Origin of the sequence: Kiritimatiella glycovorans, from assembly GCF_001017655.1 — a bacterium.
Classification (GTDB): Bacteria; Verrucomicrobiota; Kiritimatiellia; order Kiritimatiellales; family Kiritimatiellaceae; genus Kiritimatiella; species Kiritimatiella glycovorans.
Genome location: NZ_CP010904.1, coordinates 332,581 through 354,116 on the forward strand (window position 1 = coordinate 332,581; position 21,536 = coordinate 354,116).

At 63.5% G+C, this 21,536-nt stretch carries 17 protein-coding genes; 12 read left to right on the plus strand and 5 right to left on the minus strand.

Features of this window, described 5'->3' with window-relative positions:
• Positions 1-23 precede the first annotated feature (23 nt).
• The 3 genes from trxA to L21SP4_RS01510 are packed head-to-tail and all read left to right on the plus strand — an operon-like array spanning position 24 to position 2,018.
• Positions 24-344, plus strand: a complete 321-nt coding sequence (gene trxA / locus L21SP4_RS01500) for a thioredoxin (protein ID WP_052881001.1) — start codon at positions 24-26, stop codon at positions 342-344.
• Positions 341-1,090 (plus strand): ATP-binding cassette domain-containing protein, encoded by a 750-nt coding sequence (locus L21SP4_RS01505; protein WP_052881002.1) that lies wholly within the window; start codon positions 341-343, stop codon positions 1,088-1,090. Before trxA ends, L21SP4_RS01505 begins: the two co-directional genes overlap by 4 nt.
• Positions 1,083-2,018, plus strand: a complete 936-nt coding sequence (locus L21SP4_RS01510) for a SufD family Fe-S cluster assembly protein (RefSeq protein WP_052881003.1) — start codon at positions 1,083-1,085, stop codon at positions 2,016-2,018. Before L21SP4_RS01505 ends, L21SP4_RS01510 begins: the two co-directional genes overlap by 8 nt.
• A 118-nt stretch (positions 2,019-2,136) precedes the next feature.
• Here L21SP4_RS01510 and L21SP4_RS12860 read toward each other — a convergent pair whose 3' ends face one another.
• A complete protein-coding gene (locus L21SP4_RS12860) occupies positions 2,137-2,661 on the minus strand; it encodes a hypothetical protein (RefSeq protein WP_052881004.1) in 525 nt (174 codons plus the stop codon).
• Between the two features lie 193 nt (positions 2,662-2,854).
• Between L21SP4_RS12860 and nrdR the strand changes: the two genes are divergently transcribed.
• The 5 genes from nrdR (at position 2,855) to L21SP4_RS01540 (ending at position 7,057) form a co-directional block, all read left to right on the plus strand.
• Complete coding sequence (gene nrdR / locus L21SP4_RS01520) at positions 2,855-3,304, plus strand: transcriptional regulator NrdR (protein ID WP_052881005.1); 450 nt, start codon at positions 2,855-2,857, stop codon at positions 3,302-3,304.
• A 2-nt stretch (positions 3,305-3,306) separates the two neighbouring features.
• Positions 3,307-3,972 carry a hypothetical protein gene (locus tag L21SP4_RS01525; protein ID WP_052881006.1) on the plus strand — a complete coding sequence of 222 codons (666 nt, stop codon included), beginning with the start codon at positions 3,307-3,309 and terminating at the stop codon, positions 3,970-3,972.
• 37 nt (positions 3,973-4,009) lie between these two features.
• A complete protein-coding gene (gene lnt, locus L21SP4_RS01530; RefSeq protein WP_160300616.1) occupies positions 4,010-5,593 on the plus strand; it encodes an apolipoprotein N-acyltransferase in 1,584 nt (527 codons plus the stop codon).
• Complete coding sequence (locus L21SP4_RS01535; protein ID WP_052881008.1) at positions 5,593-6,300, plus strand: HAD family hydrolase; 708 nt, start codon at positions 5,593-5,595, stop codon at positions 6,298-6,300. The genes lnt and L21SP4_RS01535 overlap by 1 nt, the downstream gene beginning before the upstream one ends.
• 193 nt (positions 6,301-6,493) lie before the next feature.
• A complete protein-coding gene (locus L21SP4_RS01540; RefSeq protein WP_052881009.1) occupies positions 6,494-7,057 on the plus strand; it encodes a four helix bundle suffix domain-containing protein in 564 nt (187 codons plus the stop codon).
• 94 nt (positions 7,058-7,151) lie between these two features.
• Here the strand turns inward: L21SP4_RS01540 and L21SP4_RS01545 are convergent, their stop codons facing one another.
• The 3 genes from L21SP4_RS01545 to L21SP4_RS01555 form a co-directional block, all read right to left on the minus strand.
• Positions 7,152-9,722 carry a right-handed parallel beta-helix repeat-containing protein gene (locus L21SP4_RS01545; protein WP_052881010.1) on the minus strand — a complete coding sequence of 857 codons (2,571 nt, stop codon included), beginning with the start codon at positions 9,720-9,722 and terminating at the stop codon, positions 7,152-7,154.
• A 2-nt stretch (positions 9,723-9,724) separates the two neighbouring features.
• Positions 9,725-11,008 carry a hypothetical protein gene (locus L21SP4_RS01550; protein WP_052881011.1) on the minus strand — a complete coding sequence of 428 codons (1,284 nt, stop codon included), beginning with the start codon at positions 11,006-11,008 and terminating at the stop codon, positions 9,725-9,727.
• A gap of 70 nt (positions 11,009-11,078) precedes the next feature.
• Positions 11,079-12,173: a uroporphyrinogen decarboxylase/cobalamine-independent methonine synthase family protein gene (locus L21SP4_RS01555; RefSeq protein ID WP_052881012.1), complete on the minus strand. Its 1,095-nt coding sequence runs from the start codon at positions 12,171-12,173 to the stop codon at positions 11,079-11,081.
• Between the two features lie 326 nt (positions 12,174-12,499).
• Here L21SP4_RS01555 and L21SP4_RS01560 point away from each other — a divergent pair, with 326 nt between their 5' ends.
• Positions 12,500-16,501, plus strand: coding sequence for a glycosyl hydrolase (locus L21SP4_RS01560; protein ID WP_052881013.1), 4,002 nt, complete (start codon positions 12,500-12,502; stop codon positions 16,499-16,501).
• A 30-nt stretch (positions 16,502-16,531) separates the two neighbouring features.
• Here L21SP4_RS01560 and L21SP4_RS01565 read toward each other — a convergent pair whose 3' ends face one another.
• Positions 16,532-17,665, minus strand: coding sequence for a uroporphyrinogen decarboxylase family protein (locus tag L21SP4_RS01565; protein ID WP_052881014.1), 1,134 nt, complete (start codon positions 17,663-17,665; stop codon positions 16,532-16,534).
• Positions 17,666-17,769: 104 nt separating this feature from the next.
• Here L21SP4_RS01565 and L21SP4_RS01570 point away from each other — a divergent pair, with 104 nt between their 5' ends.
• From L21SP4_RS01570 to L21SP4_RS01580, 3 genes are all read left to right on the plus strand, one after another.
• Positions 17,770-18,567 (plus strand): AraC family transcriptional regulator, encoded by a 798-nt coding sequence (locus tag L21SP4_RS01570; RefSeq protein ID WP_082116434.1) that lies wholly within the window; start codon positions 17,770-17,772, stop codon positions 18,565-18,567.
• Between the two features lie 380 nt (positions 18,568-18,947).
• Positions 18,948-20,804: a hypothetical protein gene (locus L21SP4_RS01575; RefSeq protein ID WP_144413709.1), complete on the plus strand. Its 1,857-nt coding sequence runs from the start codon at positions 18,948-18,950 to the stop codon at positions 20,802-20,804.
• Positions 20,801-21,481, plus strand: coding sequence for a type II secretion system protein (locus tag L21SP4_RS01580; RefSeq protein WP_052881017.1), 681 nt, complete (start codon positions 20,801-20,803; stop codon positions 21,479-21,481). The genes L21SP4_RS01575 and L21SP4_RS01580 overlap by 4 nt, the downstream gene beginning before the upstream one ends.
• Positions 21,482-21,536: the final 55 nt, after the last annotated feature.

Below are 21,536 nucleotides of genomic sequence, written 5' to 3' on the forward strand. Positions count from 1 at the left end.
CAAGACATGAACAGGAGGATACAATGAGCGAAGGCATCAAGGATCTCAACGGGGAAAATTTCGACCAGGCGGTGAACAGCGGGGTTGCGCTCGTGGATTTCTGGGCGCCCTGGTGCGGCCCCTGCAAAATGCAGACGCCGATTCTGGAGTCGCTCGCGGACAAGGTCGGCGACGAGGTGACCCTCGCCAAGGTCAACGTCGATGAGGGCCCGGAGATTGCGGCGCGGTACGGCGTGCGCAGCATCCCGACGCTGATCGTCTTCAAGGACGGCGAGGTCGCCCAGCAGTTCGTGGGCGTGAAGCAGGAAGCCGAACTGAAGCAGGCGATCGAGTCCGCGCAATGACGCCGCCCGTTCTGGAGACGAGAGACCTGTCGCTGCAGCTCGGCGAAAGCCGTCTGCTCGACGGTCTCTCGGTCGATTTCCACGAGGGCTGCATTCACGCTCTGGTCGGCCCCAACGGTGCGGGCAAGACGACCCTTGCCAATACGCTGATGGGGCTGCGGGGGTATCGTGGACACGAGGGCGACATCCTGCTCGACGGTACCTCGCTGCGCGGGACCGGACCGGATGAACGCGCGCGCAGAGGGATGACGCTCGCCTGGCAGGAACCCGCCCGCTTCGAGGGATTGCGCGTCGAACGCTTTATTGCCGCCGGAGCGAAAGACCCCGGCGAAGGACGGCTGCGCGCCGTGCTCGAAGAGGTGGGCCTGGACCCCCGCAGCTATCTCGACCGCGCGGTCGATCCGTCGCTCAGCGGCGGCGAGCGCAAGCGGATCGAACTCGCCTCGATCCTCGCCATGGAACCGCGCATCGTCCTGATGGACGAACCCGATTCGGGGATCGATGTCGAAGCGCTGAACTACATCTTCAAGGCCCTGAAAAACCTCAAGCGCGCCGGGGCCACGGTGATTCTGATCACGCACAGCGCCGAAGTCCTCAAGCACGCCGGGGACGCGATGCTGATGTGCTGCGGCCGGCTGATCGACCGCGGGCCGGTCGATAAAATCCGACCCTACTTCGAGGGTCGATGCATTCCCTGCAACCATCCCAACCGCCCATCGCTCGGAGAAGGGGGGCGCCGTGAGTGACCGCGACGTACTCGCCGCGCTGTACCAGTCGATACGGCACGACCCCGCCGAATTCGGTCCCGGTACGGCCCGGCTGGAAGTGCACGGGAACCGCGTGATCGGCGCGCACCGTATTGCGGGCTTGAACGTGGACGTGGACGAGCGCGACGACGGTATCGCGGCGGTCATCCGCGTCGACGAAGGTGTGCGTATCGAACCGCCGGTGCATATGTGTTTCGGCATGCTCCCCGAAGAGGGACTGCAGAAGATCGACCTCGACATGAAGATCGGTGCGGACGCGTCCGTGAACATCCTCGCGCACTGCACCTTCCCCAACGCGGTGAACGTGCAGCACCTGATGGAAGCCGACATCGAGGTGGGGCCGGGGGCCGAGTACGCCTACTTCGAGCGCCACGTGCACGGGCCGGAGGGCGGGGTGAACGTCGTGCCGCACGCGCGCGTAGCCGTGCGCGAAGGCGGTAGTTTCAAGACCGAGTTCGAACTCATCCGCGGTCGCGTCGGGAAAATGGATATCGACTACGAGGCGGAATGCGAAGCGCATGCGGTGCTCGACATGCTCGCGCGCATCAGCGGGCGCGGCGACGACTGTGTGCGGATCAACGAAGTCGGTCATCTGCGCGGTGCGCACGCCTCCGGCGCACTCACTTCGCATGTGGCGCTGCGCGAGAACGCGCGCGCCCGGATCGAAAACACGCTGACCGCGCACGCGCCCGGTGCGAGGGGTCATGTCGACTGTAAAGAGATCGTGCAGGACCACGCCGTGGCGTCCGCGGTTCCCGTCGTGGAAGTGCATCATCCCGGCGCACACATCACGCACGAGGCGGCCATCGGAAGCGTGGATTCCCGGCAGCTCGAAACGCTTCTCGCGCGCGGCTTGACCGAGGACCAGGCGACCGAACTGATCATCGAGGGATTGCTGAGCCGTTGATGCGCCGGGTCTGATAACGCGGGTGCGGAATGTGATGACGATGCAAATGCAATAAAAAAATTGATAATCACGATTGCATAACCGGGGCGTTAATTCTATAAGCGATTCAGACGCAGCCCTATGTGGGCGGTCTTACAAAGGGGCCCGGCCCTGAACGTTCAAGGGGACGAGGCCGGAAATCCGGAACGCAACGAGGAGACGCACGGATGGCAACCAAGCGAACGGCGCGCAAGAAAAGCGCCTCGAACCGCAAGACGACGAAGAAGTCCGCGGCGCGCAAGCGCCCCGCTTCGCGGAAGAAGACCGCGAAGAAGAGCAGCAGCAAGAAGCCCGCGGCCAGCAAGAAGTCGGCGAGCCGGAAGAAGAGCGCCGCTCGCAAGAAGAGCCCCGCGAAGAAGACCTCCCGGAAGAAGCCGACTGCGAAGAAGTCCGCTTCGCGCAAGAAGAGCACGAGCAAGAAGACGGCGAAGAAGTCTTCCGCGAAGAAAAAACCGGCCGCGAAAAAGAAGTCTTCGGCGAAGAAGAAGCCGGCGGCTAAAAAGAAATCTTCGGCGAAGAAGAAGCCGGCTTCCCGGAAGAAAAGTTCCTCCAAAAAAACTTCTTCCCGCAAGAAGAGTCCGGCCCGCAAGAAGACGAGCCGCAAAAAGTCATCCTCCGGAAAATAATCGGGTGTGAGGATGCCTGAAGCCGGTACGACCGGCGAGTACCGTCCTGTCCGGCGGCTGTGAAGCCAGCCGGACGGGACGGTTGTTTATGGGAGCCGCATTCGGAGATGCATTGAAACCGGGACCGCGCGCGTCTGCGCGTTCGTTCCGGAAGGGCAGGAGGGCGGTGTCATGCGTTGTCCCCGATGCAGTGAAAAAGACGACAAGGTGATCGACAGCCGGGAGGCGCGCGAGGGCGCCGCGATCCGGCGCCGGCGGGAGTGCCTGAGCTGCGGCCACCGCTTCACCACGTACGAGGAAGTGCTGAAGGCTAAGCTCCAGGTCGTCAAGCGCGACGGACGGCGCGAAGCGCTGGATCGCGACAAGATGTTTCAGAGCATCAAGGTCGCCTGCCAGAAGAGGCATATCAGCGTTCCCCGGATCAACGGCATCGTCGATGCCATCCTGAACGAGATCGAAGCCGAGTATGAAAACGAAGTGCCCAGCACGGCGGTGGGCGAGAAGGTCATGATGCGCCTCGGCAGGCTTGACGCCGTGGCGTATGTGCGTTTTGCTTCGGTGTACCGGCGTTTTCGAGATGTGAACCAGTTCATGAGCGAAGTCGAGCGCATGCTTGAATAATCATGACGAATTCCCGCTCCCAATCGGAACCGGCCCCCGCGATCCCGGGCGAAGACACGGCGCTCGGTCTGGGTCTGGACCCCGGCTGCGGGCGCGTCTGTGACGCGATGGCGGGGCTGGACGCCTTCCGTCGGCGTTACGGTATGGAGGCTTCGCTGAGCGGCCGCCGGGTCCTGCCCGCGGCCCGCGCCCTGTATAGCGTGGGCTGTCGCGACGAGGCGCTGGACGTGTTGAAGAGCGGGGCCTGCGAGCCGGTGGACCTGTGGATCGAACTGCTGGATGCCGAGGAGTGTCCGGCTTCGCTGTGGCCGCTGCTCCTCTCCGGTATGCTTCGCCCCGCGCGCTGGACGTCCCGGGGCAGTGAGGCGGGATGGGTCCTTGACCTCGGCCGCATGCGGGTGCGTCCGGAGGAAGCGCACGAACTGATGGTCCGGCGCGCGGCGGGGGCGGTCATCGAGCGCGCCGGTCCGCTCTGGAGTGCGCGTCGCGGCAGGCTGATGCTGGGCGTGGACGGATTCAGGAAACTGGCCCGGGTCCTCGGCTACGGCAGGCGCGGAACGCAGGCCTTCCGCTGCGAGATGCTGACGTATCTGCGGGACGTGCTGCACCGGGAGTCGTGCCGCCGGGGCTGGCGGGCCATGCCGGTGGTGTGGGGCGTGGATCTTTAACCCGCGGCACGCGGGGAGTCTGAAGGAACGGATGACGATGAGCGGGAGGCGAGTCGCGCCGGCCGGATTCGGCCGGTGCCTGTGTTTCTGGGGCGGTGCCGTCGGCAGCGGCGTTCTGCTCGCGGCCGCCTTCCCGCCCTTTGCGCTTCCCGCGGCCGCATGGGTGGCGCTCGTGCCGCTCTGGCTGGTCTGCGCGCGGGAGACCCCGGCGCGCATTCTCTGGGCCGGATGGATTTCCGCGCTGGTGTTCTTCCTCATTTCACTGTCGTGGCTGAACCGGGTGACGGTGCCGGGGACGATCATACTGTCCGCGGTGTGCGCCCTCTATACGCTGCCCTTCACGGCGGTTCTCGCGCTGTTCTACAGGGTGCGTCCCCGCCCGTCCGCGGCGGCCAATCTCGCGGTGATGGCGCTCGGCGCTGCGGCCTGGGCGGGAGCGGAATACGCGCGCGGCGTGATGTTCACGGGTTTTCCCTGGAACGCGCTGGGCGTAAGCCAGTATGCGCAGGTGCCCCTGATCCAGATCGCCGCCTGGGGCGGCGTCCCCGCGCTCTCGGCCCTCGCGGTGTGGGTGAACGGCGGCGTGGCCGCCACCGTGCTCCATTACGCCCGGAACGGCGCGCGGCGGACGCGTCCGCACGTGGAACTCGCCGCCGGGTTCCTGCTCATGGCCGCGGCGTTCGGATTCGGATGGCGCGGCGTGATGCGCGCCTCTCCGTCCGGGGACCCGGTGCGGGTCGCGCTCGTCCAGCCGGCGATTCCGCAGGTCCGGGAGTGGACGGCACCGCACGTCGAGACCATCTACCGCCGGCTGAAGAGTCTCTCGGTCGCCGCGCTGCGCGGGGCCGAACCCGATCTCCTGATCTGGCCGGAGACCGCGCTGCCGGATTTCGCGCGCCGGAGCCCGCGCAGCCGATCCTTCATCTCGGAGATCACGACCAACGGCGTGCCGCTGCTCGCCGGCAGCATGGACCTCGAATGGAAGGGCGGCAGACCGGTCTATTACAACAGCTCGATCCTCTTTGACCGTACCGGGGCTGAACGGGCGAAGTACGACAAGAAACACCTGGTCGTGTTCGGGGAATATGTCCCGCTGGAGAAGTACCTGCCGTTCCTGCGCGCCCTGAGTCCCAACGAGTCGGATTTCAGTCCCGGTTCGAAGACCGTGGTCTTTCGCGGGGCCGGCGAGGTACCGCCGTTTTCCGTGCTCATCTGCTTCGAGGACGTCTTTCCGGATCTGTCGCGCGCCGCGGTGCGGGCCGGGGCGCGCTGGCTCGTGAATCAGACCAACGACGGCTGGTTCGAAGGCACCGCCGCTTCACGCCAGCACCTCGCCCACAGCGTCTTCCGGGCCGTGGAGACGCGCGTCCCGCTGGTGCGCTGCTCGAACACCGGCGTGACGGGAGCGATCGACCGCTTCGGGCGTATCCACGCGCTGCTGCGGTCGCCGGAGGGCGAGGAAGACCGTCCCGGATTTCTGACGACTGCGGTGCTACCGGTGACGGATCCGCCTTCGACGCTCTACCTGGAGCACGGGCCGTGGTTTGGAAAATCGTGTGCGGCGCTCGCCGCGGTGGTGTTAATACTGCTCTATATACCCTACCGGAGGGCGACCGCGTAATGAACGCGCCGGATAAAACACCGAAGAACTGGGCCGCGGTTTTCGATGTGGACGGCACCATGGTCGACAACGCCGCCTATCACGAGGCGGCGTGGATCGAGCTGGGCCGCCGCCACGGGGTGCCGATTACGGCGGAGTACTATCGTCATCACATGCACTCGCGCAGCAACGAGGTCCTCGTGCCGCAGCTCTTTCCCGAACGCACCTCCCGCGAGGCGATCGACGCCGTGGTCGAGGAGAAGGAGGCGCTCTATCGCGAACTCTACCGGCCGCATGTCGCGCCGCTGCCCGGATTGCTCGACCTGATCGCCGATCTCGCGCGGGAGGATGTTCCCGTAATGGCGGTCACCAATTCACCGCCCGCCAACGCGGCGTTTGTGTTGCAGGCGCTGGAGATCGAGGAGACCTTCCGGGGCTGCCTCGACTATACCCGGGTGCCCGAAGGTAAACCGGCCCCCGATCTCTATCTCGAGGCGGCGCGGCGGCTCGAACTTCCTCCCGGGCAGTGCGTGGCGTTCGAGGATTCCGTATCCGGATTCCGCAGCGCCGAAGCGGCCGGAGTGCCCTATGTCGCCGTCACCGGTGCCGCGAACCCTCACGAGCTGGTCCACGCGCAGGGCGCCCTGGCGCACATCGAGGATTTTCGCGGCGTCACCACGGAGTGGATCCGGCGTCGGGCCTTCGGTCTCTTTGATCCGACCGACTAAAGGCAGTGCGACGTCAGGGTCGGCGGCCGTCCGCCTCAAAAAAACCAGGGCTCCTGTCCTCGTGCGCTGTACGAAGACGTCAACCTATGACACCTTGTGAGAGGCCGGGCCGTTTCAAGGCACAAAAGGGACGCCGGCGACAAAGGCCTGATGTCCCTTTGGCCCCTTGAGTCCCTTTTCTGGAGGTGGCTACATGAACGAGCACTTCATTCCCTCGCATGGCGGCTACAAAGATCTCCTGACCTTCCAGAAGTCCGAAATTGTCTATGACGCCACCGTCAAGTTCTGCGCAGTGTACTTCGACCGCCGCGACCGCACCATCGATCAGATGGTGCAGGCCGCCCGCTCGGGAAAGCAGAATATCGTCGAAGCCAGTATGGCCTCCGGAACCTCGAAGGAAATGGAGGTGAAGCTGACCAATGTGGCGCGGGCAAGCCTCGAAGAACTGCTGACCGATTATCGCGATTTTCTGCGGACACGTGGACTTGAGGAGTGGCCGAAAGACCACCCTTATGTGAAGCGGTTGCAGGAGTTGAACCGGACCCCCGGGGCCGACTACGAGACCTTTCGGAGGGCGGTTGAACATGCCGATCCCGCCATTCGCGCCAATGCCATCATGGGGCTCATCAAGGTCACGAGTTATCTGTTGGGTCGCCAGATCCAGCGCCTTGAACAGGACTTCATTAAAGAGGGCGGCCTGCGTGAGCGCATGACCCGCGTCCGGCTGGCCTCCCGGTCAGGTAGGCGGAGCCCATGAACCTCAAGCCCCATCGGGAATGCCCGCCAACCGGCGCCGCGTGGCGGGGGAATAGGCCCGGGGGATCGCGTCGACGTCGATCCGGATTCAGGATTCAGGGTTGAACCACACGGACGTCGTCGACGAACACGGTCGAATCGCCCGCCCCGTCGATGCCCCGAACGATCAGTTCGTAGACGCCGGGGGCGGGAAGATCGAACTCGGCCTCAAAGGATTCGTAGCCCCCGCTCGCACCGGGCTGGAAGGTCCCTCCATTCAGGGCCCCAAGCAACACGGAGACCTGCTGGGTCGGATCGCCGTGATTCGTGCGCTGGGCGGCGTACAGGGAAACGGTACAGGTTCCCGCTTCGAGAAGAACGTACTGCGAGGCCTCACTCGTGTTCTGCAGGAACAGGACCTGGTCGCCCTGCGGAGGATCGGGGTTGCCCGAGGTGAAGGCCGTGTTTTTTTCGGAATACCCCGCCCCGCCGCTGAAATGCCACGGTACGCCGGAAGGCCCGTATTCGAACCGGTTGCCGTCGGGGTCGGGGAAGTCCGCCTCGAATCCTCCGTCCTGAAGGTCGCCGATCCCATCCGGACCCTCGTAACGCACGAGATCATCGCTGATCCCGAATCGGTCGCCGTAGAGGTTGTCCTTCGGGAATACCGTCCCGGGCGCGTCGTCCTTTACCGCGGTGCCCTCCATCGCGAACTGGTTGCCGAGGATACTCACGTACTCGAAGTCGGGACGGACGCGAACGCCGATGCGGTTGGTGTTCGCGGGACCCGCGAAGAAGTTGTGATCGATGATCGCCGTGGATCCGTATTCGAGATGGATGTCGGTCGGACGAAACGCCCGCGCCGTCCCCGTGCCGAGGTAGGCGCTGCCCTGCGCGTCGGCGCAGTGAAAGACGTTGTGACTGAAGAAGAGCTGGCGCATGCCGTTGACGTAGATCCCGTAATCGCGCGTGAGGAAGTCGTTATTGTTTATATGAAACGCCGGCTCTTCCCACCCGCCGTCCTCCACATCGGCAATGTCGATCAGGACGCCCGTCCGGCAGTGGGTCATCCGCGAGGCGCGCACCTTGCCGTCTTCGGGATGCTTGTTGATCGCGGCGTAGACGATCCCGGTCTGCACCCCGTGAAAAGTCGAACTCTCCACCAGCGGGTTGTAGCAGTCGACCATCTTCAACCCCGTCCCGCAGTCCCAGGTGTCGTTCGACGCATTCCCGTTTCCCCACACCATGATGTTTTCGAACTTCGGATACCAGCAGTGCACCGCCTGGAAGGCCGTATCGAAATAGGTTCCGTCGCCGGGTTCTTCCGGCCCGGCATGGACGTTGATCACGTTGAGGTTTCGGTTTTGCGTGACCCCCGTGTTCGGAATCCACATTTCAAACCCGTACGCAATGCCCGGGCGTCGGGCGACGATGGAAAAATCGCGCACCGTGAGCTGCATCCATGAAATCGAAGTGCCCTCGAACTTCAATCCGCCGTCGGGGTTGTCGACCAGAAAGCGCGTGACGCCGGGTCCGGCGCCGCGGATCATCAGCCCGTATTGCGAGGTGTTGCCGGAGGCGGGCACGATCAGCGGCTCGGCGAGCCGATAGGACCCGGGCGGAATCCAGATCGAGGCGTGGCGCAGGGTGCCGAGCCGGTCGAGCATATCACGAAAGGCGGGCACGCAGTTTTGAACCCCGGAGGGATCGGCGCCGTAATAGATCGGATTGAATACCGACATGCGTGCGACGACACGCTGTTCGCCGGTGAGATGTGACGAGGTGAGATAGCGGTCCACCACGAACGAGGCCGATTCGGCGCCGTCGGGTTTGAAGGCGTGCATGACGAGCTGCGGGGGTTGGGCGGGATCGAATGCGAGGCCGTCGGCGTGAAAGATCCGGCGGCCGTCGACGAAGATCGAAGCCTCGCGCGACGCCCCGTCAAAAGAAAGCGTCACGAACCGGGGGTCGGCTCCGGCCAGCCGGTTCGAGGCCGTGAGGGTTCCGTTGACGAAGAATCGCGCGGTCCCGTCCCCTTCGAGTTCGAGCGCGACCGGCGCGGCCGGCCAGGCGTCCTCGCCGCCGTACGTGAGCCCGACGCCCCAGAAGGCACCCGCCGGTGGAGTGGGATCCCAGGGTTTGAGGATGGCGGTGAGGTCGATCCGCCGTGCGAACGCCATGTTCGTCAGGGGGCCGCCCTCGGAGACGAGCGTTGCCGAATTCGCATCCAGCCCCGCCAGATCAAAGATGAGATCGGCCCCCTCGACCCGCATCTCCGATCCCGTGTCGTCATCGTATTCCGTGTAGGGGTTCGCCGTGTAGCGGTTGACGTGATGACCCGCCTCGACGACGGCGCTGTCGGCACGAGAAAAATTGTCCACGGCCAGCAGATCGCCTCCCTGCATGACCCGGAGGAACATCGGCCGGGCCCCCGGGCCGACTGGGGCGAAGGAGCGCACCGTACGGTTGGTGTCCGCGTCCCCGAACGCATAGCTGTACAGTTGCCAGCCCCCGGTCAGATCCGAGGAGTGATAAATCAGGTAGGGGGTGCTCGGCGTCGAATTCCAGTCGAGGACGAAGCGGGCGTCTTCCCAGTCTCCCCCCAGCCGCAGCGCGGCATCGGCGGCTGCCGCGCCCCAGAAAATCAGCGCCGCCGCGAACACCGCACGATGGAGCAAAGGTTTCATGATCAGTTCAGATCGTCGGTGGTCATCGATCCGTCCCCGGCGTTGGTGTACCGGGTCAGCCACGCCCCGCCCCCGGTGAAGTCGTGCGTGCCCCCGAACATGCTGTTGATGCAGGCGATGCCTTCGTCGCTTTCGTTGAAGACGGCCGTGCCCTCCATGTTGAAGTGGTTGCCGTCGATCAGCACATAGGCGCTGTTCGGCGAGATCGCAATGGCCCGGCGGTTCGGACTCGACGGTTCGACGAACTGACAGTGGTCGATGGTGATGTTGGAGGCGTATTCGAGATTCACATCGGTGGGATGGCCGGGGGCGGGGGTCGAACCGTCATCGAACCATTGGCTGCCGTCGCGCTCGCTGCAGTAAAAGAGGATGTGGCTCAGGTGCATCTGGCGCACGCCGACGGCGTGGACGCCGTACTCGTAGTAGTTGAAGTGGCAGTTGTCGACGTGGAACTGCGGTTTTTCCCAGCCGTCGCCGACGTTGACCCACTGCAGCTCGAGCGACCGGTTGCAGCCGACGAGATAGGTGTTGACGATCATCCCGCCACCGGCGCGGGACTCGCGGCGGCCGTGGTAGATGCCGGTCTGAACCTTGTTGATGTGGCTGTCCTCGACCAGCGGGCCCACGCAGTCTTCGAGATGGATCCCGTAGACGGGGTAGATGGTCGGATCGGCGTATTCACCCTGCTTGCGGATATCGATATTGCAGAAACGCGGTTCCCAGGCGTTGACCACGCTGAATCCGCAGGTGAAATAGTTCGGCGAGGTGTGCTTAGGCGATGTGATATAGATGTTTTCGACATTGAGCTGGCGGCAGAGCGGATTGCCCGCATCGCTCAGTTCGAAGGCAAAGGCCGCCGCAATCCCTGTGCGCTGCGCGACGAACGAGAGATCCCGCAGGTCCACATGGGCACGGGCCGCCGTGGTGCCGTCGACGTAGATCCCGCCCTCGTCATTATCGACGAGCAGTTCCGTCGCGTCCCGACCCCCGCCGCGGATCATCAGCCCGTATTGCGAATCGTTGCCGTCGATGGTGAACACCACCCGGTGGTTCAGGCGGTACTGGCCCGGAGGGATAAAGACCTCGACGTGGCGGTTCGTCCCGAGGTCCGCGATCATCGCGTCGAACGCCGGCGCGGCGTCCTCGGTGCCGGAGGGATCCGCTCCGTAGTCGATCGGATTGTACACCCGGGCTTGTTCCAGAAACAGCGAGGCCTCCGGCTGAGCCGTCGCCGTTGCGACGCCGAGGGCCATCATCCCCAGCATGAACCTGATATAGGTTTTCATTGCGCGTCTCCTCCGCATCCGCGTTGATCGGCGCCGACCGCAGTCTCGCGCAATGCGGAACCCCCGTCCATCACCAGTTCAGCGAGTCGTCCATCAGCCGTTTTGCCGTGTCCTCATCCTCGGTCGCCGTAAGAATCAGCGTACCCTCCGTACCGAATTCCTTTACGAACGGTTCGACCTGTTCGATGGGGGCGCCGTGCAGAAAGGCGGATTTACCGGAGGCGTAGACCTTCTTCCAGATTCGGTCCCACCACACCGGATCGCTGGTGCGCGGCTGCCCGGCGCCGGGTTCCCACTGCAGCGCATTCAGCTCGGGGATCGTCAACACCGAGTCGAGATGCCGGATCGCGTCCGGGCCGTCGAGGTGGTAGACGGCGTAGTCGAGCCGCTGACACTGACGCCGGATGTGCGGCAATACGAACTCATCGTACATGTCCGGCGAGATCATGGCCGAGAAATCACACTGCACCTTGGCGGTCCGCCCCGGTCCCCAGGCGTTGAACGCCATGTAGGGCACCGACCCGTCCTCGCGGCGGATGAGTTCGGCGAGCGGGTCGTAGGCCTCGAAGTAGAGGTCGTCGAGCTGGTCGAGCAAACGGTGGATATCGTCGGGACAGTCGAGCAGGTGCATCAGCAGCTCCTGCGTCCCGAACAGTTCCGCCAGCGTATCCAGCCCCTCGATCAGATCGGGCATGGTGACCACGTACCGCCCGGCGGCACGCTCGCGCAGGAATTCCAGCGCCTCGGCCGTCCACTTCCAGTACGCCCCGTTCCGGTCGAACTGAAGCTGTTCCACTTCCGCCGGGTCCTCGTAGATCTCGCGGTACCATGTCGTCGTATCCTGGAAATCCACCGGCGTACCGAGAAAGATGTTCAGACTGCCCGGTCCGAGATAGGCCGTGTTTTCCGGGTAAATGATCCCGTAATGCGCGTAGGCGGAAAAAAACGCCTCCTTGTGCGTGTGGTTCGTCCGGTAATCCAGCCATTTCTCCCGCGGATCGGCGGGGAAGGGCGGGGGCTCCTCAAACGGCAGCGGGTTCGCCCGCGGTGCGCGCACCCCGAGCGCCCACCGCCCGCGAATCTCATGATTCCACCAGCCCGTCAGCGATTCCTTCGCCGCCGCCCAGTCCTCTTTGAAATACAGCGTATCCATCCCGATCCCCATGTTGATACCACCCGCGAACCCATCCTTATCGAACGGACTGTCCATTACCGGATATGTTTATAAGGGGCCAGAATAATTTGCCCGTCGTTGATGTCGGGACCGGGGCCTGCGGGGGAGGAACCGGGCATGCGGATTTAAAATCGCGATCGGGTTCGGGAACGAGCTTCACCACAAATCGAAGAGAACACCCGGGTCGCGATGGAAAACGACCACGGATGACACGAATGGCACGGATGTGTTTATAAAATGCAAATCAGGGGTCATGCGGTGCATTTATTATTGGGGTGGTTTGGGGTACAGATTGAGGCCCTGAGCAGGAGGGCGCTATGCGAAAAATCGGGTGCGGCGTGGTTTTGTCGGTTCTTGTAATGGCCGGTCTCGTCCGGGGCGCGGATCTCGAGGCCCGGTTTCAATCGCCGCCCGACGAGGCCCGGCCGTGGGTTTACTGGTTCTGGATGAACGGGAACGTCACGGAGGAGGGCATCACCGCCGACCTCGAGGCGATGCATGACGTCGGGATCGGCGGCGCGCTGATCATGGGGGTGGGGTTGCGCACGCCGCACGGACCCGCCGATTTCAATTCGCCGCTCTGGCGCGATCTTTACGCGCATGCCGCGGATGAGGCGCAACGGCTCGGGATGCATCTGACGCTGCATCAGTGCGACGGGTGGGCGACGGCGGGCGGCAAATGGATCGATCCGGAACGCTCGATCAAGATGTTTGTGTCCACGACGAAAGAGGTCACGGGACCGGTCGATGCGCCGATCCAACTGGAGCATCCGGAGGTGCGTGAGAATTTCTACGAGGAGGTGGCGACGCTGGCCGTTCCCGTTTCGGCGGAGTCCGTGGCAAACCCGGTACGTGCCACCGCCCACGGTGAACCGGCCCCGGCCCTGATCGACGGCGATCCGATGACGGGCGTTCCGGTCGGGAGGTACGAGCTTGTGCTGGACGCCCCTCAAAGGATCCGGAGCGTTGTAATGCGCATGCCGAAGGCGCGGTTCCACCTGGGCCCCGATGTGCGGACCACCGTGGAAGTGTCCGTGGACGGGCAGCGTTTCGGGCCGGTCGCGGAGTTTGTGATTAACGCGAGCCACCACCACGGGCCGCGCACGACGCTTACGGTTTCGTTTCCGGAACGGCGTGCGCGGTTTGTGCGGATCCGCCCGGAACGCACCATGCCGAACGAGATCGGCGAAATTGAGGTGAGCGCCGAACCGCGCGTCCATCTCTGGGAGGTCAAGGCCGGGTTCGCGCGGGAGCGTGAACACGGCGGGGAGACGGCGTGGATCGACGCCGCGCCGTTTCCCTCGTATGAACTCCCGGCCGGTCGGGTCGCCGATACGGATGAGGTCCTCGATCTGACCGACCGGCTCGAAGAGGACGGCACGCTGAACTGGACCGTCCCCGAGGGGCGGTGGCGGATCGTCCGGTTCGGCATGACCAGCACCGGAAAACATGTCGCGCCCGGAACGCATGCGGGCCGGGGGCTGGAAGCGGACAAGATGAGCGGCGAGGCGATCCGTCACCACTTCAATGCCTTCGCACGCGAAATGATCGAGGAACACAACACCGCGCCGGGCGAGCCGATCTACTCCGTGCATACGGACAGCTGGGAGTCGGGCCTCCACACCTGGAGTTCGCACTTCCGGGAGGAATTCGAGACCCGGCGCGGTTATGAGATGACGCCGTGGCTTCCGGTGCTGGCGACGGGAACCGTGATCGGCAGTCCGGAGGAGTCGGAGCGGTTTCTGTGGGATGTACGCCGGACGATGGCCGATCTGATCCGCGACAACTTTTACGGCCAGATGCGCGAGTTGTGTCATGCGAGCGGCGTGCAGTTTCAGAGCGAGGCCGCGGGGCGGCAGATGTTCATGTACGACCCGCTCGAATACGCCTCGAAAACCGATATCTACGTCGGTGAATTCTGGACGATGGATGCGGTCCGGGTCGACTGCCGTATCGCGGGTTCGGCCGCTCACACCTACAACCGTCCGCTGGCCGCCGCGGAGTCCTTTACCTCCGGCCACGGCGGGTTCGCCTACGATATGTTCGACGTGAAGCCGCTCGGCGATCGCGCCTTCTGCGAGGGCATCAACCGCTACATCATTCACCGCTACTGCATGCAGCCGTTCAACAACGTGGAACCGGGGATGACCTTCGGGCCGTACGGGATCAATTTCGAACGCACCCAGACGTGGTGGAACAACGGGGCGAAGGCCTGGTGCGACTATGTCCGCCGCTGCCAGGCGATGCTGCAGTCCGGCCGCTTCGTCGCGGATGTCATTCACTATATCGGTCACGACGCGCCGAATTTCCTCGGCCACCGCGAGGATCTGTGGAGTCCGGTGCCCGCCGGCTACGATTTCGACGGGTGCAATCTCGAGATCCTCAGGCAGCTGACCGTGGCGGAAGACGGGAACCTCGTGCTCCCCCACGGGATGCGCTACCGCGTGCTGCTGCTTCCGAATCGCGCACACATGACCCTGGAGGCCGTACGCGAAGTGGAACGGCTCGTCCGGGCGGGGGCGGTCGCCGTGGGACCGAAGCCGGTGCGTACGCCGGGGCTTCAGGACTACCGCCGGCGGGATGCCGCGTTGAGGGAGATCGCCGACCGCGTCTGGGGCGGGGTCGAGGGGGAAACCGTACAGGAACACCGGTACGGCAGGGGGCGCGTGATCTTTGGCCCCTCGCTCGAAGAGGTGCTCAACGCGATGGCGCCGCCCGATTTCGACTATACGGTGAAGGACGCGGACACCACGGTGCATTACATCCACCGCCGCGAGGGGGATGCCGATTTCTATTTCGTCGCCAATGCCAATCGCGGGGCCGCGATCGACGCGGCGCTTCGTTTTCGCGTCTCCGGCCGCGCGCCGGAACTGTGGGATCCGGCCACGGGTACGATCACCCGTCCGGCCGTCTATCGCGAAGCCGGCGGCGTGACGGAGCTTCCGGTTCACCTCGACCCGGCGGGATCGGTGTTCGTCGTCTTTCGCCGACCGGCGCAGGCGGACCGGCTCGTCGCCGTGACGCGTGACGGGGCGTCCTGTTTTCCGTTCGAAGAGAGGCACGAAACCGAGACGCCTCTGGCTACGGACGCGAACAATGCCGACGTGACCGATACCTTCACGATGGCGGGCTGGGTTGAGCCCGAAAGCACCATCCCACTGCCCGACGAGTCGGCGCGCTCCATGGTGCTTTCGGGAATGAATTACGTGGTTTACGCCGCGCCCGGCCATGAGGTCTACGGAGAGGATCACCTCGGCGCCGGGATCTCGGTCGGTTCGAACGGCGCAGTCGTGCTCGCCCATGGTCATCGCATGATCGCTCCGCTGCTGGCGTACGAGGGCGATCTTCGCGGCTGGCATCATCTCGCCGTGGTCTTTCGCGAGGGGGTGCCGGAGCTGTACGTCGACGGGGCCAGGGTCGCGACCGGCCGGGTCTCGCCGCGAACCGTTCACCCGTCCACGGGTGTGGAGCACCCACGCAGGGTGCCCGTGTTTGCGGGCAAGGTCGCGGGATTGCGTCAGCGCGCTGCGTCGTTAACCGCCGAAGCCATCCGAACGCTCGCGGAGGACACCGCGCCGCCGGAAGCCGCGTTCGGCGGAATTCCGCTGCAGCTCGTGCGTTCGGACGATGGAGTCATCGCCACAGGCGGGCGTCCGGGCGCGTATACGGCGCGAACATCGCGCGGCGAGACGCACACATGGACGGTCGATCCGGTGGATTCATCAAAGATCGAGGGGCCGTGGTCGCTCAGCTTCCCCCCGGATAAAGGCGCACCGTCTTCGGCACAATTCGCCGAATTGCATTCATGGACCGAATCCGATGAGCCCGGGGTGAAGTACTTCTCCGGCACCGCGACGTACAAGAAGACATTTCAAGCCGATCCGCGTCTCGCGGGGTCGGACCGGGTATGGCTCGATCTCGGCCGGGTGAAGAACGTCGCCGAGGTCCGGCTGAACGGAATCGATCTGGGGGTTCTCTGGAAGCCCCCGTTCCGAATGGAGGTTACCGACGCGCTGCGCCGCGGATCGAACGAGCTTGAGGTCCGGGTCACTAATCTCTGGCCGAACCGCTTGATCGGGGACGAGAAAATGCATCCCGATCCCTCGCTCGACTACCATCCTCGCGGGCCGAACTGGTCGGCCGCCGGGCCGCTGCAGCACATTCCGGACTGGGTGCGCGAGGGCGGCGAAAGCCCCGTCGGCCGAACGACGTTCGTGCTCTGGAAGTTCTACGACGGCGAGGCCCCCCTGCTGGAATCGGGCCTGATGGGGCCGGTGGAGCTTCTGCCTGTTCAGGAGCGGCGTCTGGGCGCGCCCTAAACACGGGCTCACGGCAGGAAGGGGTGTACCCTACCGTTCTTTCTGTTCCCACGGCCAGGGATACGGGGCTTTCGGCTTCCATTCGGCGGGATTGAGCGAGGCCAGGTAGTGGTAGGCCGTGCGTTGATTTTCGGGCGGCGTCTCGGGGCCGACGACGTTGCTCGTGAACAGGAAGAGCCCCTTGCCGCCGTCGGTGGCGTCCATGATGTAATCGATGTCGTTCTTCTGATCCTGCGCATCGCCGTAGGGGAGGGTGCGGGTGATGTTCAGCCCGCCCATCAGGATAATCCGTTCGCCCCGGGGACCGCGTCGTTTGGTCAGCTCGAACGGATCGACGCCGCATTCGTACTGGAAGCCCTGGAATCCCGAGTAGCCCGCCGCGATCATGTCGTCGACGATCGGCATGACGTTCCCGTCGCAGTGGTGGATCAGCCGGATGCCGGCCTCTACAAAGGGTTCGAGCGCGTACTTTGAATGCGGCCAGTACCGTTCGCGCAGGAATACGGGCGAACACATCGGACCCACCTGGTTACAGATGTCGTGACCGGTGAACATCATGCGCGGGAGGTCGTACTTTTCGATCAGCTCGAGGTGAACGTAGTTGGTGCGGCGCGCGAGTACCGCCGATTCCCAGAAGATCTTTTCCACCTCGTCGGGGTAGAGCGCGATCGCTTCCAGAAAGGCCTCGTAGCCGTAGATCGCAAACAGCGTGAAATTGGCCGAGACCCCCCAGTCGTTCGGGATCAGCACAAAGTCCCCGGTACGTTCCACGTTCATGGCGTAACTGTCCCGAATCCCCTTTTCCATCGCCTCGAGATCCGCCGCGCGTCGAGACAGCACCTCCTCTTCGGTGTCTCCGATGCCCTGCGCGTATTCGTACAGATCGTCGGCATCGCAATCGGCGAAGGACTCCTCCTGGATCTCTCCCTGACGAATCTCGTCGAGATTTTCAGGGTCGGGCACGGCGGGCGGCACCAGTCCGTCGACCAGAAGATTGCGATTGGCCTTCAACGCGCCGCCAAGCGGGTCGGCGCGATATTCCTCGAGACGGATCTCCGCCAGTTCGCAGACGTTGCGCGTGCCCAGCATCCAGCCCCCAAGCATCGGGACCCTGTCGACGGGTTCATCGGCCAGTTGACGAAATATGCGTTCTTTGCGGTCCATGGTCCATTCTCCATCGGGTTGACGTTCGCGATCCGATCAGAACCTTATCTTCTTTCCTGTTCCGGACTTGCGCAATATCCCTGATCGGCATTTAATAATACTAAATGAACATATTGAATCATATAGAGCATTTCAGGGCGGATGATTGCGTCTATAATAAACATGGCACCTTGGGTCCGCGTATTCAGACGGGGTTGGAGCTGTTTTACATTTACCGCGGTTCGGCACGGGTGGAGATCGACGGCGTGGAGCGTCGGGTGGGGGCGGGGCGGGTCACGCTGCTGACGCCGGGTCATGTGGAGTGGTTTCGTTTTTCGGAGCGTGAGCCGACGCATCACGGGTATGGGGTGATCGGGGGCGGGTCGGTGCCCGAGCGTATGGCGTCCGAGCCGGAGGCCCTGGGTCGCGTGTATTCGATGACGCCGCGTATACGCGAGGTGACCGAGTGGGCGAAGACGCTGGAGCGGGATGAAACGCCGTCCGGACGTGCTCTGCAGTGTGAATTGGTGCGGGTGCTGTTCATGGAGTTCTTCCGTATCGCGGGTTACCCGGAGCGTCCGGAACCGCTCCCGCCGGAGCCGTTTCGCCGGGCACGATCCTTCGTTGACGACCACTATGCGGAGGAGATCGATCTGGAACGGATTGCCGCGGCGGCCGGCGTGACCCCCGCCCATACCATCCGTCTCTTCCGCCGTTTTCAGCACGAGACGCCGATCCGCTATCTGTGGCGCGTGCGTACCTCGCACGGCGCGCGCATGCTGGTCGAGACGGGACTGAGCATCGCCGAAATCGCCTATCGCTGCGGCTTTCGTGCGCCCTACCATTTCGCGCGGCTCATCCGGAAACGCACCGGCGTCACGCCGCGCGAGTACCGGGCCAGGCAGTGGCGCATTGCGGAGTGAGAGGGGAGCGTAAATCGGGACCGGGATCGGAAAGATGAATGAGAAGAGCACAGGCAAAGAAATCGTGCGTTCTCCCTTACGTTCGCAGTAGACCCGAAGGTCCGCGCTCCGGAAAAAGTTCGTAGTAGGCCCGCAGGCCTGCGAAGCAGGGCCAGGGCCGTTATCTTCACGCGCCTGGCCTGCCGGGGGGCAGGCGTGCGGCGCTACTACGAACGTTTGTCGTCTCCCATCCCGAACCCGGTATCCTCTGTGTCCTGTGGTGAGTCCCGATCCCGATTCTGATTCCTATTCCCCCAAACCAACCTTCATGCTCTTCTTGTCCTTCATGGTTAATGCCTATTCCGCCTTGTTTTTATCTGTAGGATAGGTTAACAATGCGCATGAATAATATACGAAACATATTGATAGGTGTGCTGTTGCTGGGTTCGGTTCAGGGGGGGTCGGCGGATTACCTGGTCACCTGGAACTGTGAGACGGGGGTGGAGGGGCGTCCGGATAAGCCGTCGCCGGAGGTCAACGGACATCCGTGGGGTGCCTCGTATACTGGAGAGCATATCCTCGCCGCGCGTTCCCTGCTCGACGTGGTTCCCGCGAGTGCAGAGAAGTGGGCCTACGTCGTTCCACGGTCCTCCACGCGCTCGGACCAGGCGTTTATCCGCATCCGGGTCGCCTGCGAACCGGACTATGCGCTTTGTGCGACCAACCTTTCGGTCGCGCTGCATTCCGCGGCGGGAGGGTCAGAGAAACTCGCTGTGCGGTGGAGCGTCGATGATTTCGCCTCGGATCTGGAACTGGAGCACACGGGAAACCGGCTCGACTTCCGGTGCGGACCGCTCGACACCGAGGGGCAGACGGAATCCTCGATCGAATTTCATGTCTACAACTGGGGCAGTGAAAAGGGTACGACGTATATCCGCCGAATCGGCCCCGGCCCCGAAGTGTCGGTATCCGGCTTTCTGCGCGAGGTGACGGAGAAGGCCGGGGTCGCCATAACACAGGGCGACATGGCCCGCTGCATGACTCCGCCCCGGACCGTGACCAACGAACCGAAACACGATGCGCAGGGTCGGTTGCTTCCCCACCAGTCGTACCACCGGTTTATCAAGCGCGGCATGGATTTCGTCCTCTACGGTCAGGATGAGTTCTTTCAGGGCGACCTCATGAAGGATGAAAGCGGTCGCGAGCTTCCGCCCTATTACTCCTACGCCAAATGTCGCGGCGTCGGCGTCCCCTACGGGAGCCTCTCCGGACAGGCCGTCTACCCCGGCTTTCATCATTCCATTTTTATTGAAACGCTGCTCACATATCACGCGTACAGCGGGAACGAGGATGCCCTGAAGGAGGCGATCCGGATCGGCGACTGGAATATCGCGCATCGAACCCCGGCGGAAGGGCAGTATCCCAACCTGGCCTGGAGCACGTTCATCCAGGGCAAGCCCGGAGGGTTCCACGACAAAGACGCCATTATGACCGATAAGGCGGCGATCATGGGGCTGGCCTGGTTCCGGCTCTACGAGGCGACCGGCGAGGAGCGCTTTCTGGCGGCGGCGCGCGAAACGGCCGAATCGCTCGCCGCGAACGTCCTCCCGGAGGGACGGCTGCCCTTCCGCGTCGAGCCCGTCAGCGGCGAGGTGCGCGAGGACTATACCAGCAGTCAGATCTTCGCCGTCATGCTGATGGAAAAACTCGATGCGGAGAGCGGAGAGACGCGTTTTGAACCTGTACGGGGAGAGATGATCGAATGGCTCCTGCAGGGACCCGTCGAATCGATGGACTGGCGTGGTTTTTATGAAGATGTCGGCGACCGCCCGGAAAACCGCACCAACTGGGACGCGATCGAGACCGCGCGTTACTTTATTCGCCGCCGCGACCGCGATCCGCGCTACCTTCCGGCGGCGATGAGGCTCTACGAGTGGATGGACGAGATGTTTGTTGCGCGCGAACACTACTACAGCCCCGCGGAGGGCTTCCGCGAACAGCTCGTCTGCTACAACATCATGGGCGTTCACACCCTCCACTGGGCTCAGCTTCTCACCGATCTGTACGAACTCACCGGCGATCAGGAATACAGGCGGCGGGTGCGGCAGATCCTCAATTTCGCCACCTACCTCCAGGCGGATAACGACCGGATCGTCGTCGGCCCCTGGCACGTCCCGTTCTGGTACAGTTGCCACTTCGGCAGTGTTCATATGATGATGGAGATCCTGGACCGGTATCCCGAGTGGCTGGAGGAATGAAGATCTCTGAAAACAGAAGAGGATTCACGCTCATCGAGATGCTGGTGACGGTCGCGATTATAGCCGTCCTGCTGTCTATCCTGGTCCCGGCTACAAACCGGGCTCGTATTTCGGCGGTGCGCGCAGCCTCGCGGGGGAACCTCCGCGAACTGCACCGGCTCATGCTCGAATACGCGGAGGATCACGGCGGCCGCACCGTGCGAAAAGACCAGTGGGATGTGGGCAACTGGATACTGGAACTTTATCGGCAGGGATATTTCCAGTATACGGAAAATGGCGCGCTGGAGAACTGGAATACACGCGACAAGAACGAGATGCTTTTTTCGCCTCTGGGCGTGATGGCCCATAAGGATTCGTTCAACCCTCCCGGTACGCACAAGACCTTTGCCATGAATTACAACTGCCAGGGAGTCAACATCATCAGCATCGCCACACCCGCGGAGACGGTCATGTTCTGTCCCTCCAAGTGGGTGGAATCGCTGGGGACCTGGACGGCGGTGTCGATGGGCAAAAACGCGCTGTTCAATAATCCGGACTGCTTCAACCCACCCTGGCCGGCGGCACAGGACGATCCGGCCGCGACCATGGATTACATCGCAGTGGACGGGCATGTGGGCACGATCGCGCGCAGGGACATTCCGGAGAACACGAATGAACGGTTCTGGTTGCCGCGATAGGGTTTCGCCAAAAGGGAGCTGAATAGCGGATGATTCATGCCCCGCAAAGGTAGGG

Bases quoted from the DNA above. Each gene is read 5' to 3' on its own strand.
- trxA (WP_052881001.1), top strand. From the start codon at position 24: ATGAGCGAAGGCATCAAGGATCTCAACGGGGAAAATTTCGACCAGGCG.
- L21SP4_RS01505 (WP_052881002.1), top strand. From the start codon at position 341: ATGACGCCGCCCGTTCTGGAGACGAGAGACCTGTCGCTGCAGCTCGGC.
- nrdR (WP_052881005.1), top strand. From the start codon at position 2,855: ATGCGTTGTCCCCGATGCAGTGAAAAAGACGACAAGGTGATCGACAGC.
- L21SP4_RS01525 (WP_052881006.1), top strand. From the start codon at position 3,307: ATGACGAATTCCCGCTCCCAATCGGAACCGGCCCCCGCGATCCCGGGC.
- lnt (WP_160300616.1), top strand. From the start codon at position 4,010: ATGAGCGGGAGGCGAGTCGCGCCGGCCGGATTCGGCCGGTGCCTGTGT.
- L21SP4_RS01535 (WP_052881008.1), top strand. From the start codon at position 5,593: ATGAACGCGCCGGATAAAACACCGAAGAACTGGGCCGCGGTTTTCGAT.
- L21SP4_RS01540 (WP_052881009.1), top strand. From the start codon at position 6,494: ATGAACGAGCACTTCATTCCCTCGCATGGCGGCTACAAAGATCTCCTG.
- L21SP4_RS01545 (WP_052881010.1), bottom strand. From the start codon at position 9,722: ATGAAACCTTTGCTCCATCGTGCGGTGTTCGCGGCGGCGCTGATTTTC.
- L21SP4_RS01550 (WP_052881011.1), bottom strand. From the start codon at position 11,008: ATGAAAACCTATATCAGGTTCATGCTGGGGATGATGGCCCTCGGCGTC.
- L21SP4_RS01555 (WP_052881012.1), bottom strand. From the start codon at position 12,173: ATGGGGATCGGGATGGATACGCTGTATTTCAAAGAGGACTGGGCGGCG.
- L21SP4_RS01560 (WP_052881013.1), top strand. From the start codon at position 12,500: ATGCGAAAAATCGGGTGCGGCGTGGTTTTGTCGGTTCTTGTAATGGCC.
- L21SP4_RS01565 (WP_052881014.1), bottom strand. From the start codon at position 17,665: ATGGACCGCAAAGAACGCATATTTCGTCAACTGGCCGATGAACCCGTC.
- L21SP4_RS01570 (WP_082116434.1), top strand. From the start codon at position 17,770: ATGAACATATTGAATCATATAGAGCATTTCAGGGCGGATGATTGCGTC.
- L21SP4_RS01575 (WP_144413709.1), top strand. From the start codon at position 18,948: ATGAATAATATACGAAACATATTGATAGGTGTGCTGTTGCTGGGTTCG.
- L21SP4_RS01580 (WP_052881017.1), top strand. From the start codon at position 20,801: ATGAAGATCTCTGAAAACAGAAGAGGATTCACGCTCATCGAGATGCTG.